The organism is Bifidobacterium pongonis (genome assembly GCF_019331805.1).
In the GTDB taxonomy this organism is placed as follows: Bacteria; Actinomycetota; Actinomycetes; order Actinomycetales; family Bifidobacteriaceae; genus Bifidobacterium; species Bifidobacterium pongonis.
Genome location: NZ_JAHBBE010000008.1, coordinates 24,467 through 41,554, shown reverse-complemented (window position 1 = coordinate 41,554; position 17,088 = coordinate 24,467). Strand labels below are relative to the sequence as shown.

Here is a 17,088-nt window from a genome sequence, read left to right as displayed (position 1 = left end):
TCACAGCACATGGTATCGGTCGCAATAGTCGAGCAGTTCGTGACGATTCGCCGCTTTGACCTTGCGCATGGCACGTTTGACATGGCTGTACACGGTTTCAATGCCGATATCGAGCCGATCCGCGATCTGTGCCGTCGATAGCCGGCGGTCATACAAGCGGAGTATCGATAGCTCGCGTTCCGAGAACGGCGGGCACTCCGCCGACCGGCAGTCTGTATCCGCAGCCGCGGCCTGACAATTCGCCTCGTGCACATTCGGAAATCCACCATCGCCCGGATATGAGCGTCCGGAAGCGACGGCTCGAATCGCACGCCCCACATCGCGGGCGAAATCACGTTTCGCGATCATGCCCTGCGCCCCGCACGCAATAATATCGTCCTGATACGTGCATGGATTGTATGAGGTGACGATCAGCACCGCAATCGGCGACTCGTGGTGACGGAGCCGTGCAGTCAACCGTGTCCCGTCCAGTCCATCCATGATCAGATCGGCGATGAGAATGTCCGGTTTGACGGTGTCGAACAGGCACCGTTCCAATGCCAGCGCAGGGTTGTCCGTGGACCACAGCAGTTTGCTGCCGTGCAGCTCCCTGCCGATCAGCAGCGTCATCATATCGGCCGAGCAGCGGTCGTTATCCACCACGGCGATGCGCAATCCTGAACCATGGTCCTGTTCCATAGCCCCCCCTATCGCCTCGTCTTCCGCCCCCCACCATATCACTGTGCCGTTTCCCATCACACCGCTGTGCCGTTTCCCGTCACACCCGCTTTCCCGCGCAATCGCAGGTCGTTACGGTTAATAACTCCGAACCGTTTTGGTTTGGGCGCCCCCGTATCAGGCATAAGTAAGTAAGGTGCGTTGCCAATGCATTGGATATACAAGGTCGCCTCAGCGCTGGTTATGATTCTCACCGTTGCGGCGGGAGGATTATATGCTCTGAACTGCGAGGACACCTACCCGTCCGGCCCCGAGCAAGACGTTAAAATTTCCGATGCCCATGGGCATACGTTGTCCGACATGCTGGGCATAGCGGACAAACACCACGTCATGCTCGCCAAGGTCACGTCGGAATCCAATGCGAAACATGGTTTCGAACGGCAGATAACCGTGTTCGGATCATCCGATGCATATGCCCCATTTGTCAAAACCTCTCCATATCCGGATTACGGATTCAACGCCTGCACCGTGGTGCGTCAAGGGGATGAGCTTACCAATCCGCTCGGTCGTTGGCTTATCTACGGTCATGCGGATGACGCGCAACAGGCTGCTGCTGCGATACAAGCCAAGGGTTTTGAGCTCAATGGTCTTGACGCCATCAGCGTTCCTGGACTGGTCGGCGATTTCTTCTCGAATAGCATCGCCTCTATCATTACCGCTGGGATTGTTATAACATTCATCGCCGCGGCCGTGTCGGCATCAGCCTCCTCCAGAATCAGCGCGGTCCAAGAACTCCACGGCACGCGACGTGTCAGCGTCATTGCCCGTCAAGGGTTGCAGCATATGCTGTTCGTTCTTGGAACCATGGGTGCCGGATGGCTGATCTGGATTGCTATCGGGCTTATCTGCTGGCCGCACGCCTCACCATTCGTTTTTGCCGGGCAAGTGTTCCTAGGCATCATGTCGGTAACCGCCATCGTCGCGATGCTTGCGGCACTTGCAGCCATCATTATCATCCGACTCGCCGTGCCCGGCATCATTGCCCAAATCAAAGGAAAACGACCATTGCGTTTTCTCATGGTGGCGAGTTGTCTGGCCACCATAGTGGTACTGAACCTGACCATGGTCGGCATGAACAATGCCATTATGCAGCGCAACAGTACCGAGGCGATGTCAACATCCTTAACACGGCATACATCACAGCCAGGGTTCCGATTACTGCTGTGGTTTTCCAACGATCGAACAAGGGCGCAATATATGCCTAATTGGAACGCATTCGTCGACAGGGCCGCCAATGCTGGACGGATACGATTCTTCTTTTCCCAAGAGAATTGCACATGGGTCGATGGAGGACAAGCGCCGAATTCAACGTGTATCATCATGGATCCGAAGACCGCGGAGCAGCAGCATCTCCTCGCGTCGTCAAGCAGAACGGCAGTCACCGTGCTCATGCCTGCGGACGACACCTACGATCCCTCATCCATCATCGCCAATGTGCTGTCCTCATATGCGTTTGAACAGGATATCGCAGCAAGCAACCATCAATCTCTGCCGGATATCACCGCACAGGACGTGACCGTCACAACCATATCCAAGAAAGCAGCGCCTTGGACCTTCAACACGATGACGGACAATAGCCGACTGCACACTCCCGTCATTATCCTGGATGCTCAATTACTCAGCGGCGACACCACAACGGCGATGGCCAGCGCCGGCGGCATGATGTTCACCTACCAATCCCGTCGGGCCGTCATCACGGCGTTGCGCGATGCCGGTGCGCTTCCGCTGGTGTCGTCGGCGATCAGGCCTTGCGATGAAATCGCCAACCAGTTGGCCGTTAGTCGACAGGAAACGATTTTCTTCACCATCGTCGCGGTGATCGCGTTCGCCTGCTCCCTTGGCATCGGCGTCATGTTGGCGTTAATCATGTGCACGCTGAGACGTCAGGTTATGTTCGTCGAGTTCATTCACGGAGCCACATCGCGGCTACGGTTCGGTACCGTCGCACTGCTGGTACTGGCGCTTTGTGCGATGGTAGTGCTGCCATGTGCGCTGATGCGGCTCAACATCATCTGTCTGGCGGCCCCGATGGCCTTCGCAATCACGACGATGGCCACCACCGCGGTCTACGATTCGCAGCTCCGGGCGGACAGCATCAAACACCCGTGACGTTGAAGAACCGGTCGGTCGGATTCGGAGCGGCCGGACACGTCTGCCCAGCGGCAGTCCAGCCAATTCGCCTCACCATATTCAGAAGATATTCAGAAGGAACATCATCATGTCAGCAACATCACAGATTTCCGACAAACCACTGACCGTACACGGTCTGACCAAACGCATGGGCGAATGCGTCCTGTGGTCCGATCTCAACCTGGAATTCCTTCCCGGGCAGATGACAGCCCTCACCGGTCAAAGCGGTTGCGGGAAAACCACGCTGCTCAACGTGCTCGGCTTGCTGGAACGGCCGACCAGCGGCATCGTAGCCTATGGCGCGCGCGACCTGACCGACGGGAGTTCACGGACGCGACGGCTCATGCACCGCAACGTCATGGGGTTCATGTTCCAGAACTACGCGTTGGTCGAGCAATGGACCGTTGCGCGGAATCTGCAACTGGCCTTACGTTGCGTCGGCGTGCCGGCATCCGAACGGCGTCGGCTCATACGGTGGGCGCTGCACGTCGTCCATCTGGACGGGTATGACAAGCGGCTGGTGTACACGCTGAGCGGCGGCGAACAGCAACGCGTCGCCATCGCGCGGATTGTCATTCGTTCGCCGCGCATCGTGTTGGCCGACGAGCCGACCGCCGCGCTGGATGCGGGCAACCGTGCCGTGGTCATGCAGCATCTTCGGCATTTCGCCGACGACGGGGCAATCGTGATCTATACGACGCACAACGAGAAGGATGCTGCAGACGCCGACCGCATCATCAAGCTGTGACGGATTCGAACCGGCTGATTTGGTGGCCCGAATCCGTCACCGTCTTGGTACGAATCCGTCACTGTTCCGGTACGATTCGACGAACTAGCGCCAACTTTTCAGCTGTTGGCCACCATTACGCCGGCGGTGCGGTCGTACTCGGCAGCGAGCTTGGCCTCCTTCGCGGCCAGACGCTGTGCCGCGGCCTCGCGGCGGACGGCCAGTTCAGGCTCGAAACGTGCCAGCTCTCACCCCCTCCCTACGGTTCGGAGCTTATTCGCATCTCTATCTCATGTCGTACTCTTCCCGACTTTTTCTCCCCGCTGCGCAACACAACGGATGTCCGATTCTCCCGAATCGGTCACGCGGAGTGCAGTGAGGCATACCAGAGTGTCCGATTCCCCAGAAAAGGACATGCGAGGTGAGGGTGTGGGGGCTAGAGTGTCCGTTTCTCCAGAAAAGGACATGCGTGGGGACCAATATGTTCGGGTGCCTCGAAGTTTTTCAGAGGTGGAAGTGAATGCTATAGGACCCGGATGGGGGATAGGGGTCGCATATGACATTCCAAGGAGAGAGCTGGAAGAGAGTCCAAAGAAAGGGGTGAAAGAGAGGCAGGGTGAAGAGAAATGGTTGGGAAAAAGATGGTTGATTTTGGTACGCCATTGTGATTCACTGCTATCAAATGGGAAATGTAGTTCCCGCGCTAAGCCGTCAATGGTGATCGGCTCATTGGTATCAACGGCTGTGAAGGCCATGCCGTGTGGCCATGTTCAATGGAGAAAATACGAAGGAGTATTCATGAATCAAAACAAGAATTTGGCGGCGGATAAGGTGCTCCCTACGTTGGTATGAACGTGACTGACATGGCGTTCTACAGCGGAACAGCATGTGTTGTGAGCACGAAGATCTGACAATGGACTCCACAAAGGCCAAACGTGGGTTTGCCGTTTTCATGACTGCCGTTCTGCTCGTTGTATTGGGCTGTGCGGCAGTCATGGCGGTGCAGTTCTGCCGAGCCGACTTGCAGGCTTTGGCGCAGCGGGGTGTATCGCGGCAAGCGCGTGACGATTTCGGGAAACTCGAACTGCCGGATGGGCTTTTCGACCTACCTGAGATGGGGACCCGGAATACCGAGGAATCCCGAGTCAACGCGACATTCATGGTGTCACAGATGGCAGGTGAAAACTATCCTAAAGTGGGCACATGGCGAACGTTGAATTCCTTGTACGATTACGCCCAAAATGAGCGGAAACCGCTTGCGATGAGGCTCAAAGCCTATGTGGCTTTGAAAAACTTCAAGGATCAGCGGTGGGAAGCCAGCAGCGAGATCGTGCGACAGATCGAAAGGTCCTTCCCCGAAGTCGTTACAAAAGACAATCTTGCGGAGTATCTTTCGCTTGCGGAACCGGTGATGATCCTGGACCTCGACTTCACTCCAATCACCGAGCTGACCCCATTCGATCCGCTTGCCGACGAACAAGCCGAACGACTTGCGACTTCGGCGCTAATCTCCAAACATCTCTTCAGTAACAAAGACAAGATATCTGGGTATTTCTCAGAACTTCGCCCCAAACTTTGCGCGTGGGCTGGAGGCGACTCCACATACATCCAGCAGACGCTGCTCGCCGCGGACGCGCTGACGGGAACGAGCCAAAGCACCTGCACGTCGCGCCCGAGGATTGAGAAGCTTCTCGGCTGCAGGAATGCATCGCGAATGATCGCGGTGGATGGCAGTCGAACCGGAACCTGCAGTCTGACGCTCACGTATTACGCCTTCAAATCAGGAGCAGTGCCCCTATGACGCAAGACACGGAAAACAGCGTTCTCGTCTTCGATCACGTGTCAAAACGCTACCTGCGGAACGATGATGATCCGTTTACTCTCGATGGAATCTCCTTCACACTCAGGAACGGCGAAATGCTCAGAATCCGGGGAAGCTCCGGATCAGGCAAGACAACGTTGCTCAGAATCGCAGGTCTCCTTACGGTGCCGGACCATGGCAGCGTGCGCGTCTGCGGTGAGGAGACATCCAGTGAGCGAGCACGTGACAGGCTCCGCGCCACATACATCGGAATCGTGTTTCAAAACGCGAACCTGCTCGATCACCTCACGGTGCTGCAGAACCTCCTTGTTGCAGACCGGGGAAGTGGAGGTGCCAGGAAATGTCTGAAAATGCTTGCTCGGTTCGGCATTCGACGTTTGGCGAACGTGAAAGCAGGCAGGATATCCGGCGGCGAACTTCAGCGTGCCGGAATATGCCGCGCTTTGATCAACGAGCCACGGCTCCTTTTGCTGGACGAGCCCACCTCTTCACTTGATGATGCGGCCACCAGCGAGGTTGCTGCCATCATTCGCGCGATGAAGGAACAAGGAGTGGCGATTCTGCTCGCCAGCCATGATTCCCGCTTGGATGGGCTGGAAACCCGGTCATTGCGTCTTGAATCCGGGAAGGTGGTTACGGAACAGTGAAAAGGGTTTTCCGTCTCGTCTGGTTCGAACGGGCATATACTTTCCGAACCTCGCGCGCGTTGGTCGTTCTGCTGGCAATCGTCATCTCCATCTGTTACTGCCTTCAGGGATTTGTGGTCAGCGTGGTCCAGGCACATGCGAGCAATGTCGAGAAGCACTCCAACATTTCCACCATTGAGCTGAACACACTTCGACCGGATTCGCGCATCCTGGACAGGGAATCGCTTGCCGAAGTGTCTCAGCTGGAGCATGTCGTTTCCGTGACTCCTTGGATGCAGCATGATTTGGATTTGGCGGATGAGGCGGACTGGCCGTCACGAACCGTCGCGCCCGGGGCTTTATGGGCCACCACGTATTTCGAGCCCAAGCTTCCGAAAATGATCAAGGGCGACAGGCCTTCAAGTTTGCGGTCCAATGAGATACTCCTGCCTCATTCCGTTTCCGGGGGCAATCTCGATGGTTTGTATGGCAAAACCGTGTCATTCGGATACACGCACGTAGACGGCCGGTATCAGGGGTCCTACAGGGTCATCGGACTCAAGGTGGTTGGGATATACGACAATTCCGTGCCTGATCGGGATGGGGGTGCGCCTTCCTATGTTTCCGAGGATACGATGAGCACCCTGTTCGACGGGAAGCCTCCGGAATCCTATACATTCGTATATGTGAAGGTCGATTCGGGAGAACAAGCCCAGGGAGTCCAGAAGAAGCTCTCGGATCTCGGATTCGGCGTGACCGGCGCCGCGGGACAGCTGGAAACCATGGGTATTCTTTCCACGCTGATGAATATAGGCAGGTTCGTATTTCCAATCGTTCTTCTCTGTTCTCTCGCGTTCGGTTTCTTCCTGAGTGTGATGTGGATGCGGCCGCGTAAACGTTCGCTGGCTTTGCTGAGGTGCCTTGGGTACACGGCCGGACAGTTGAGCGCCCTCGCCCTTGTTCAGGTCCTTCAATTGGTTATCACATCCGGAATGGTAGGCATCGTTGTGGGCACGCTGGCGAATCTGGCTCTGACCCACTACATCGGCTCCGGCGGCCTGCTGAATCTATCAAGTTTGGGACCGGTGGTTTTCGATCCGATGCTGACGGCCGAGATACTTGGCATCACTGGTTTCGGGGCGATTGTTGGAGCGCTTCCCATGAGCGTGCTGATTTCACGCACGCAACCGGATGCGTTGATGAGGGACTGAGCTGTTTGCGCGCATGGGTGAGTTGGCTGTGCTGGCTGTACCAGAGCAGCGTTGTCTCAGAGCAGCGGTGTACCAGAGCAGCGCCGTCTTGGCCAACGTTGATTCGGCTACACGTATGCCACGCTGGTTGTGCTGATGGACGTGAGTGTGACGTTGGGATGTCCGATTCCCCCGAATCGGCCACGCGGAGTGCGGCGAGGTATACCAGAGTGTCCGATTCCCCAGAAAAGGACGTGCAGGGTGAGAGTGCGGGGGCTAGGGTGTCCGTTTCTCCCGAATCGGTCATGCGGAGTGTGGTGAGGTGTACCAGAGTGTCCGTTTCTCCAGAAAAGGACATGCGAAGTGGGGGCGTGGGAGTGGGAATGTCCGTTTCTCCCGAATCGGACACTCGGGGGGCAATGTGGATATGCCTGTGGATGACACGCCGGGCTGTGGATAACTGCCTACCTTCTGTCCACAACCCCCGTTTCGGCTGGCGTATCGGATGGAACGTCCCGTATCTTGTGCGCATGACTAAGCAAACGAATACGCAGACAAGCACGCAAGCAAGCGCGCCGACAGCCGCATTCGCGAATGCGCGAACGGAAGCCCAGCGGAGGCTGGACGCGATGTTCAGGGAATGCCATAAACGGCGTCAACTCGCGCATCCTACGGATCCGAAGGACCGGCGTGCGCTTCAACGTCGTGTGCGCAAAGGCACCGTTATCATGCCGCACAAAGGCCTGTACTTGGACGTGGAAAAATGGGAGGCGCTATCGTACCCCGAACGCATCATCTGGACGCTGCGTTCCGTATGCCAGCTGTACCCCGGCGCGGTGCTGTGCGGTCCGTCGGCCGCCGCCGCATACGGTCTGACCAGCGTGTGGAAAATCCAGAAATACGTCCACATCGCGGTCTCGGACCGGTCCAAAGCGGGACGTCACGGTTTCATCATCGCGCGCTACTACAAGAATCCGCCCGCAACATGCAAAATCGACGGCATGATCGTCACCGACCTGTTCCAAACCCTGATGGACAGCGCGCGAACACTGGATTTCATCAACGCGTTCGAAATCTGCTCGATGGGATTGCGAAGATTCAAATCCACGGTCAAAACCCTGAAGGACTACGTCGGCGGCAAGACGCGACTGTGGGGCATCATCCGCGCAAGATACCTTGCGGAACGTGCGGAACCGTTATGCGAGAACGGGGGAGAAGCGGTGGCGTTGGCGACGATTCTGGAATTGGGGTACGCGCGTCCGCGAGCGCAGGTCGTGTTCATAAGCCCGTTGGACGGTGGTGAGATTCGCGGCGATTTCTGTTGGGAGCGTGCCGATGGAACACTGGTCGTGGGCGAATTGGATGGGCGGTGGAAATACACGGATCCCGCCATGATGGACGGCGGTGATGCGTGCGATGTGATTTTGGATGAGAAGGATCGTGAAAGCGAACTGAATATGCTGCGTATCAGCGTCGTGCGCTTCCAGATGAAGCATGTGTGGGCGAAGGAGCCGTTGAAGGAGCGTCTGGAAGCGGCGCAGGTGCCGCATGATCCCGATGCCTGGCGCTCGCCGTTCGTGGGTTTCCGTTGCGTCGCCTACTGAGTTCCGTTGCGGATTCGGGCGAAGCGTCCGCTTGCCGGTCGAAATCCCGAAAGGACGGCCGGGCGCGGCTGCAGGTAGCGTAGAGCTTGTGAATCAGGAGAAGGAAACGCAATCGCAATCGCACTCGCACTCGCATGACGCGGTCGGCAGTCAGGCGGTCGACCATTCGACCGCACGCACAATCCCATCCAAAGGCAACATCATCGGCCTGTGCGCAATCCTGCTATGGGGATTCATGGCCGGATTGGTGCGCATCGTAGCCGACGATTTCGGTGCCACGCTCGGCTCCGCCCTGATATACACCGTTGGTGGCGCGATGCTGCTCATCGTGCGCAAACCCGCGCCGATCCGCCGGTATCCGCGCCGATACCTGCTCATCGGCGGACTGATGTTCGTATTCTACGAAGCCTCCATCTCCCTGGCCATCGGACTGGCGTCCACATCCGCCCAATCCATCGAAGTGAGTCTCATCAACTACCTGTGGCCTTCATTGCTGGTACTCATGACAGCCGCATTCTCGCGCAGAAAAGGCGCGGTTTGGCGGGCGCTGCCGGGTGTCATCATCGTGACGATCGGCATCGCCCTGGCAGTCGGCGGTGACGGATTGGATATCAACGGCGCTCTGGCGAACATCGCCGCGAACCCGCTGCCGTATCTGCTGGCTTTGCTCGGCGCGTTCGTCTGGTCGTTGTACGCCACGGTGACGCCGGCGATGTCGGACGGATACGATGGGACGACGATTTTCATCTGTTTCGTGGCCGTCACACTGTGGATCATCCACTTCGCCTCCGGCCAGGGAATGCCCGACCGAATGCCGTCGTTCTGGGGATTCGTGGCGGTGGTCGCCTGCGCGATTTCGATTGCGGGAGGATACGCGTGCTGGGGGTACGGCATGCTGCACGGCGACATGGAAGTGCTGTCGCTCGGATCCTACGCGACACCCGTACTGTCGACCGCATCCAGCACGGTGCTGCTGGGCGTTGCGCTCGGAGCGTCGTTCTGGATTGGCGTGGCGCTCGTGGTGGGCGGCACGCTCGTCAACGTGTGGCTCGGCAAGCCTGCCCCTCGAGTGTCCGATTCTGGTGAATCTGACATCTGAGGTGTAGCGTGCCCACGTTGGTTGTCCGTTTCTCCCGAATCGGGCATTCGAACTGTGTGTTACCCACTCTCTGTATCCCCTCTCCGCTGAAGTGGGCATACGGGTGTGCGCGACTGCACTTCGCGTGTCCTTTTCTGGTGAATCGGACGCTCAGGGCGTGTGGGGGTGGGCGTGAGTGTCCGTTTCTGGAGAATCGGACAACCTGGGGTGCCCGGATGACGTGTGGGTGGCTGATTCGGGGGAATCGGACACTCGTGGGTGCATGGGGAGGTGGCATGTGGGGTAGTGGCGGCGCAGAGGAGTGCCGGGATGGCAGCGTACAGAGGAGTGATGGGGCAGCGGTACGCAGGGGAAGTGGTGGAGCAGCGTACAGGGGAAGTGATGGGGGTAGCGGTACACAGGGGGAAGTAATGGGACAGCGGAACGTGGGGCAGCGGGCAATGCCCTACGCGTCTGCGTTATCCCAAGTTTTTGCCAGTTGGTCGATGGTGACGAATTCGTAGCCTTGGGCTTTCAGGTCGTCGATGATGCCGGGCAGCGCCTCCACGTCCTGCGAACGGTCGCCGCCGCCGTCATGCATGAGCACGACCGCGCCGTTGCGCGCATTACTGACCACGGCATTGTGGATGGCTCGCGATCCGGGCCTGGTCCAATCCAGCGTATCGATGTCCCACAGCACGTTCATGTCCACGAAATCGGCCACGCTTTTCCACTGTTCCACGCCGAACGCGCCGTAGGGCGCTCGCATGATCCGCGTCTCCACGCCGGAAGCCACTTTGATGTTTTCGAACCCTTTCCACAGTTCGGTGCGCAGATTTTGGATCGACAGTTTCGGCAGGTATACGTGCGTGTTGGAATGGCTTGCCACCTGGTGCCCTTCGGCGAGCGCGCGTTTTTCCACGCTCGCGTAGTCGATGGCGTTCTGCCCCACGTTGAAGAAGGTTGCCTTCACCCCTTTGGCTTTGAGAATGTCGAGGATCGCGTTGCTGTGGGCGCTGGGGCCGTCGTCGAAGGTGAGCGCCATCACTTTGCGTCCGGCGGGTTGCGGCGCGAACGCTTTGATGATCAGGTTTTTCACGTCGCGTGTCACGCCCCGGTCGGCTTCTTTTTTCGAGCGTTTTCCGGTCCAGATTTCGCGCTCGCCGTTCGCCCCGCGCTGCACGACTTTCTGCAATGGCCCGCCTTCGAGGTTGATTTCGGCCTGGTAGGGGATGATTTCCTTGCGTACGGTGTGGTCTTCGAACAGGTTTTTGCCGGAGGTCACGTTGACCAGCGCGTCGTCGGGGAATGTGGTGCGGTTGAGGTTGGCGTTGTCGACGGGCGTGCCGTTGATGGTGACGCGAATCGGCTCGCCTCCGGTCGCTTCGAGCATGGTGTTGTCGACGGCGAGCAGTTGGCCGGGTTTGGTGCCGAAATCGCCGTTGTCGTCCAGTAGTTTGGCGGTGGTGGTGTCGACCGGTATTTGGTGCGTGTCGCCGTTGACGGTGATGGTGATGCGACGCCAATGATGCGCCCACATGTACCATCCGCCGCCCGTGCCGCCGATGATGAGGGTGGTGCATAGCAGTGCGACCAGGACCCGTATGGCGGAGGATGTGCGGCGTCGGTGTCGTGCGCCGTCGACGTGCATGGGGGATTTGCCGTTGATGGTTGTCGGGTTGGTGCTGTTCTCGGCCATGAGCTTCCTCGCTGTACATATTAAATAGGCAAAGAATTGCGATTAGTCTATTATATGCAAGCGTTTGAGGATTCTTGCGAGGGATCTGTGCCGACTTCCATCGCAGCGGGGATCGGGCCGTTTCGCGCCAAACCGCCGAAACCGGCCCGTCTCGTCACATCACCTTGGTGGACTCCAGATTGCGGCTCACCCAGTTGTTCAACCGGATCACCGGCTTGCGCAACACCAATCCCAGCAGCAGCGAAGGAATCAGGAACAAGGCGAGATACACCATGTCAAGCAGGTACTCGTTGCCGTACGATCCGGCCATCGCGGCGTGCATGGCGTCGATGGCGTGCGGGAACGGCAGGAACGGGTAGAGCATCTGGAAGAACTTCGGCAGCGTCTCGATCGGGAACGTACCGCCCGAACCGGCGACCTGCATCACCAGCAGCACCACGGCCACGGCCTTGCCGATGTCGCCGAACGACACGGTCAGCGTGTACACGATATTCGAGAACACCAGCGCGGCAAGCCATCCCACGGCAAGGAACTGCAGCGCATGATTCGCCTGCACGCCAAGGAAATACATGTCGCCCAGGCAGACCAGCGTGCCCTGCAACAGCGCCAGCAGCGCGAAGATCGCATAGCGTCCGAAATACTCGTGGTCGAGTCGCAGACCCCAACGCGAGGCGTTCCCCGGACCGGGCGGTCCGGCGATACGCGGCAACGTGTCGCCCAAACCCAGCACATGCGCCTTCTCACGGTCCGAAATCGTCACCTTCAGCATGGCGCACAGGATGATCGCACCCACCCAGATCGACAGGATCGTATAGAACGGCGCCATGGCCGAACCGTAGTTCGCGATCGGGTACACCGAGACGCGATGCAGCGCGACGGGCGCGGAAATCAGCGTGGATAGCGTGGACGCGTTGGCGGTGGTCAGTGCACGCAGTTCGTCCGATTCACCCGAATCGGACACATTGGCGTCGCTGTTGCTGTTGCCATCGCTGCTGCTGCCGCCATCACCATCACCGCTGCCACTATCGCTCCCGCCGGAATTCAGCTTGACGATCAGCTCCTTCACCGTGGCGGCCGACGAGTCGAGCTTCTTCGCGATCGCGTCGAGCGTGGAACGGATGGACGTTACGTTCGTTCCCACATCGCCCGTCACATCATCCAAGTCGCCGGCGGTACCGCTCAGCTGGGTGATCATGCTGTCGGTTTGGGAGATCAGCGTGCTGACCGTGGAGGCGAGCGCGTCGATCTTCGGCTTGACGTTCGTGGCGTAATCGTCGCGCACGTCGCTGATCGACTGTTTCGCGGAGGTGATGCGGTTCAGGATCTCCTTGCGGGAGCGTTCCGCGGCCGCGGCGTCCTGGGTGACCTGCGTGGAGGCGTCCTTCAGCTGTTGCGCGAGCTTCTGCGAATCGCCTTTGGCGGATTCCAGCAGTGCGGTCTCCCGGTCGATGGCGTCCAGCAGCGCCTGTTTCGCGGAATCGCTGTCCGGCAGCTGTTCCACTGATTCGCGCATGTGCTGCAGGCTCGTGATGTACGTGTCGTACAGCGATTCGCCGCTGGAAACCTGATCGCTCAACGTTTTCAGCTGGCTGGCGGCGGTATCCGAATCCTTGCCGAGCGCGTCGAACGCCTTGTTCACCTTGGTGGCCATCTTGTCGAGCGCGTTCGTCACCTGGTCGAGCGCCGTGTTCACCGAGGATGTGACGTTCGCGCCCGCCGAAGTGAGCGACGTGGCGCCCGATTTGCCTTGCTTCAACGCGTTCCGGGCCTGCTTGCCCGCCTTGGTCGCCGAGGCGAGCAGCTTGCCCGTGGAATCCACGATGTCGTTCGCCGAGCCGAGCAGCTGCGAATACGCCGTCACCTGCTGCGAGGCGCCGCTCAGCGAATCGGCCACGGTGTTGAGATTGCCGTTGAGGTTCTGCATGTATTCGGCCATCTGCGGACTTTGCGAATAGCGTAGGATGCTTGAGGCCAGGTCGAGCCCGACCTGCGCGATCGTTTTGGCGAAGGTCTTGTCGATCGTGTTGACCACGGTCGTCGCGCCCTGATCGGTGATATGCGGGGCGATCGGGTTGATTTTCTCGTTCAGATAGTACTTGAGCTGCGCGTGTTTGATGTCGGGGGAGAACAGTGTCATCATGTCGGCGCTGAAGCTCTTCGGGATCACGATCGCCGCATAGTATTCGCCGGATTTCACGCCGTCGATCGCCTTGTCGCTTTTCACGAACTGCCAGTCCAGCTGGTCGTTGGCGCGTAGCGTGCTGATGATGGTTTCGCCCACGTTGACGCGCACCGGTATGAGATCCGACTTGTAACCCTTGTCGTTATTGGCCACGGCGACTTTCAGCGCCTTGGTGTTGCCGTAGGGGTCCCAGCTGGCCGCGATGTTGAACCAGGCGTACAGTGCCGGCACCACCACCAGGCCCATCGAGACGATCACGGCGATCACGTTGCGGGTGGCGTGGCACATGTCCCGCTTGAAGATGCCCCAGATCATGTTCACTGTTCGCTCCCTTCCTCACGCAGATTCCTGCCAGCATTGCCAGACGTGTTGCCAGCCGCATACTCAGCCGTATGCCCGGCCGAATCACCGTGCGCATCCTCATGCAACCGCGCGCGCACGGCCCGTATCGGCTTGTAATGCATGCCAGGCCGGAACAGCAGATTCTCATGCAGGATCGCGCTGCGGAACTCCTCCGCGCTCATCGCTTCCTCACCCAGATAATTCGCATACCGTTCGCGCAGATACTCCACCACGATGAGATACGTGTCGATGACGATGATCGAAATGATCCAACCGAGCAGCATGGCGAGTTTCATGCGCGTGATGAACAGCAGCAGGAGGAACACGAACGGCAGCACCGCCAGGGCGAGGAAGCCCCAGCGCACCAGACGCGGGTACAGGCGGAAGAAGTGGATCGCCCGTCTGCGGGTGAGTTCGGGGAACTCTTCGGCGATCTGCTGCGCGGCCTCGGTGAAACGCAGCGGTTCCACCGTGCCCTCGTTATGTTCGGTGATCATCAGATCGGTGTCCGCCAGACGGTTGTCGAACAGACGGTTGAGGTTCAACGCCAGCTTGCGCACCACCAGGCCGATGAACAGCGCCACGGGCAGATACCAGAACAGCGACAGCATGTCGACCCAATAATGGTTGGCATACATGCCGCCGATCGGCCCGCGCATCGCGTTGATGCCGTAAGTGAACGGCAGGAACGGTTTCAGACGGCGGAAGAATTCCGGCATCATCTCGATGGGGTAAAGGCCGGCCGCGCCTGGAATCTGGATGATCACCAGGATCACCGCGACGGCCTTGCCGATATGCCGGAACGCCACGGCGAGCGCGTAGATGATGTTCACGTAGACGAACGAGGCGAATACGCCGGCGAGAATGAACAGGAACGGATGCTCGCATTGGATGCCCAGCGCGAGATCGCCGACCGTGGCGATGATCGCCTGCAGGAATCCGACCGTGACGAACAGCAGCCAACGGCCCATATAGCCTTGGCGCGGCGTGTACATGCGGATCTTCCTGTCACGGTCCACTTCGAGCTTGTAGATCGCGACGAGCACGAATCCGCCGACCCACAGCGCGAGGTTCGTGTAGAACGGCGTGACTGCGGAACCATAGTTCTTGACGGGGTAGAGGACCTGTTCGTCCAAATGCACCGGTTCGCCCACGAACGAGCCGACCTCGCTTGCGTCAAGTCCGAGCGCTTCGGAAAGCTGCTGGAACATCGCCGAACTGCTCAACGCGGCCACATCGGTGCGCGTGGTGTCGAGCTGCTTGGCGAGATTGGCGAGCTGCGTCTGCGTGCCGACGATGGTGGTGTTCGTCTGGTTCACGGTGCGCGACAGCTGGTCGAGCAGCCCGTCGCCCTGTTTCAGCGTGCTTTGCAGCGTGGTGAGCGTGCCGGACAGCGACCCGTTGGCCAGGGCGAGCGTATCGAGCCCGGTGTTGAGATTCGGCATGACCGTGCCGGTGATGTTCGTGCGCGCGCTCGCCATCGACGCAGTGCCGTTTTTCGCCAGCGTGGTGATGTCGTTGTTGAACCCGTTCGCGGTGCTCTTCCCCGCGTTGATCGCGGCCGTGGTGTCCTGATCGAAGGCGTCGATGCGCTGCTGTTGGAACGTCAGTTGTTTGCGGGCTTCGGCGAGCTGCGCGGAAAGATCCTTGTACGTTTGGCTGTTCGGATCCAGCTGGCTGGCCTGCAACGCCTTCTCCACGCCGTCGAGCACATTGCCGGTGGTGGTGTTGACGTGATGCATGGTGCTAGACACTTGGTCGAGCGCGTCCTGCGTGGTGTTCAGGCCGTTGAGCACGGTACCGGTGGCGTTGCCTACGTTGACCTGCAGGCCCGACAGCTGCGTGCTGCCGTTGTCGAGCGCGCCGATCAGCGTGTTCGAGAATCGTTCGGTTTGCGTGCGCGTCTCGCTCAGTAGGTTGGATGCTTTGCCGACGGTGTCAAGCGAATTGGTGATTTCCGAGGCGAGCGCGACGTTGGACTGTTTGGCCGAATCGATGGTGGTGAGGGCCTTGTCGAGCGTGGAACGGGTGTCGCGCAGCTGCTGTTGGACGGTTTCGAGCTGGTTGATGGTGTCGGTCAGATCGTTGACGACGTCGCTTTGCGCGCTTTTCACGCTGCCGGTGGTTTCTCCCGCCGCTTCCTTCACTTCCTTCGCCACGGCGTCGGCCACGCTGGAAACGAAGGTGGTGTTGATCTGCTCGTCGATCGTGGTCGCGCCCGTATCGGTGATCTTCGGCGCGATCGCATTGAGTTTTTCGTTGATGTAATACGTGATCGACGGCCGGTCGCCTTTGCCGGTGACGGTGCCGATCAGGCTGGAACTGAAGTCCTTCGGCAGTACGATCGCCGCATAGTATTTGCCGGATTCCACGCCTTCGATGGCCTGCTGCTTGGAAACGAAACGCCAGCCGAGCTGATCGTTCTTCTTCAGCTGGTTGACGGTCTGCTGGCCCGCGTCGAGATGGCCGACCAGCGTGGAGGTCGTGCCCTTGTCCTCGTTCGCCACGGCGACCTGGATGTTGCCCGTGTTCGCGTACGGGTCCCAGTTGGCGAGGATGTTGCACCACGCGTACAGCGACGGGATGATGGCCACACCCAGTGTGACGACGAGCGCCACGGGGTTCTTCAGAATGCGTTTCACGTCTCGAAGGAAGATGGCGAAAACCTGGTGCATCAAGCCTCCTCGCGGGTATTGGTCGCAACGTCTGCGTGCGGCGGCGCACCCGCGCGGGCATGGCCCGGGTGGGCTCTTCGTCGCGCGATCCGGTGGTCATTCTATGACCTGCACTGGGACGAACGCAATGGTTTTTTTTACCATGTTTAGCGGTCGGCTCCGCAAGTGTCGGGATACGAGACGAAAACGCTCGGCATATGGCCTGGAGAATGGGGGCGGGGCGTAACCCGGGTGCTGGGAATGGTCGGAAGGACGTTGCCCGCTACTTAGTAAGTTCCTGGTGGATTCCTGCCGTG

General features: G+C 59.1%; 11 protein-coding genes. 7 read left to right on the top strand and 4 right to left on the bottom strand.

Features of this window, described 5'->3' with window-relative positions; genetic code table 11:
• Entirely contained in the window at positions 1-735 is a 735-nt protein-coding gene (locus tag KIH75_RS03240) for a response regulator transcription factor (RefSeq protein ID WP_236028003.1), read from the bottom strand.
• Between the two features lie 129 nt (positions 736-864).
• Here KIH75_RS03240 and KIH75_RS03235 point away from each other — a divergent pair, with 129 nt between their 5' ends.
• From KIH75_RS03235 to yddG, 7 genes are all read left to right on the top strand, one after another.
• A complete protein-coding gene (locus KIH75_RS03235; protein WP_219055372.1) occupies positions 865-2,826 on the top strand; it encodes a hypothetical protein in 1,962 nt (653 codons plus the stop codon).
• A gap of 109 nt (positions 2,827-2,935) precedes the next feature.
• Positions 2,936-3,595, top strand: coding sequence for an ATP-binding cassette domain-containing protein (locus KIH75_RS03230; RefSeq protein ID WP_219055371.1), 660 nt, complete (start codon positions 2,936-2,938; stop codon positions 3,593-3,595).
• Between the two features lie 892 nt (positions 3,596-4,487).
• Positions 4,488-5,375: a hypothetical protein gene (locus tag KIH75_RS03225; RefSeq protein ID WP_219055370.1), complete on the top strand. Its 888-nt coding sequence runs from the start codon at positions 4,488-4,490 to the stop codon at positions 5,373-5,375.
• On the top strand, positions 5,372-6,043 hold the full coding sequence (locus KIH75_RS03220; protein ID WP_219055369.1) for an ABC transporter ATP-binding protein: 672 nt from the start codon (positions 5,372-5,374) through the stop codon (positions 6,041-6,043). Before KIH75_RS03225 ends, KIH75_RS03220 begins: the two co-directional genes overlap by 4 nt.
• Positions 6,040-7,233 (top strand): ABC transporter permease, encoded by a 1,194-nt coding sequence (locus tag KIH75_RS03215; RefSeq protein WP_338024278.1) that lies wholly within the window; start codon positions 6,040-6,042, stop codon positions 7,231-7,233. The genes KIH75_RS03220 and KIH75_RS03215 overlap by 4 nt, the downstream gene beginning before the upstream one ends.
• Before the next feature lie 707 nt (positions 7,234-7,940).
• Positions 7,941-8,816 carry a hypothetical protein gene (locus KIH75_RS03210; RefSeq protein WP_236028002.1) on the top strand — a complete coding sequence of 292 codons (876 nt, stop codon included), beginning with the start codon at positions 7,941-7,943 and terminating at the stop codon, positions 8,814-8,816.
• Positions 8,817-8,997: 181 nt separating this feature from the next.
• On the top strand, positions 8,998-9,915 hold the full coding sequence (yddG, locus tag KIH75_RS03205; RefSeq protein ID WP_338024279.1) for an aromatic amino acid DMT transporter YddG: 918 nt from the start codon (positions 8,998-9,000) through the stop codon (positions 9,913-9,915).
• Positions 9,916-10,360: 445 nt separating this feature from the next.
• Here yddG and KIH75_RS03200 read toward each other — a convergent pair whose 3' ends face one another.
• The 3 genes from KIH75_RS03200 to KIH75_RS03190 all read right to left on the bottom strand — a co-directional run bounded on the left by KIH75_RS03200 (position 10,361) and on the right by KIH75_RS03190 (position 16,792).
• Positions 10,361-11,593, bottom strand: a complete 1,233-nt coding sequence (locus tag KIH75_RS03200; RefSeq protein WP_236028000.1) for a polysaccharide deacetylase family protein — start codon at positions 11,591-11,593, stop codon at positions 10,361-10,363.
• Between the two features lie 154 nt (positions 11,594-11,747).
• Positions 11,748-14,090, bottom strand: a complete 2,343-nt coding sequence (locus tag KIH75_RS03195) for a YhgE/Pip domain-containing protein (RefSeq protein ID WP_236028007.1) — start codon at positions 14,088-14,090, stop codon at positions 11,748-11,750.
• A gap of 2 nt (positions 14,091-14,092) precedes the next feature.
• On the bottom strand, positions 14,093-16,792 hold the full coding sequence (locus tag KIH75_RS03190) for a YhgE/Pip domain-containing protein (protein WP_219055366.1): 2,700 nt from the start codon (positions 16,790-16,792) through the stop codon (positions 14,093-14,095).
• Between the last annotated feature and the right edge of the window lie 296 nt (positions 16,793-17,088).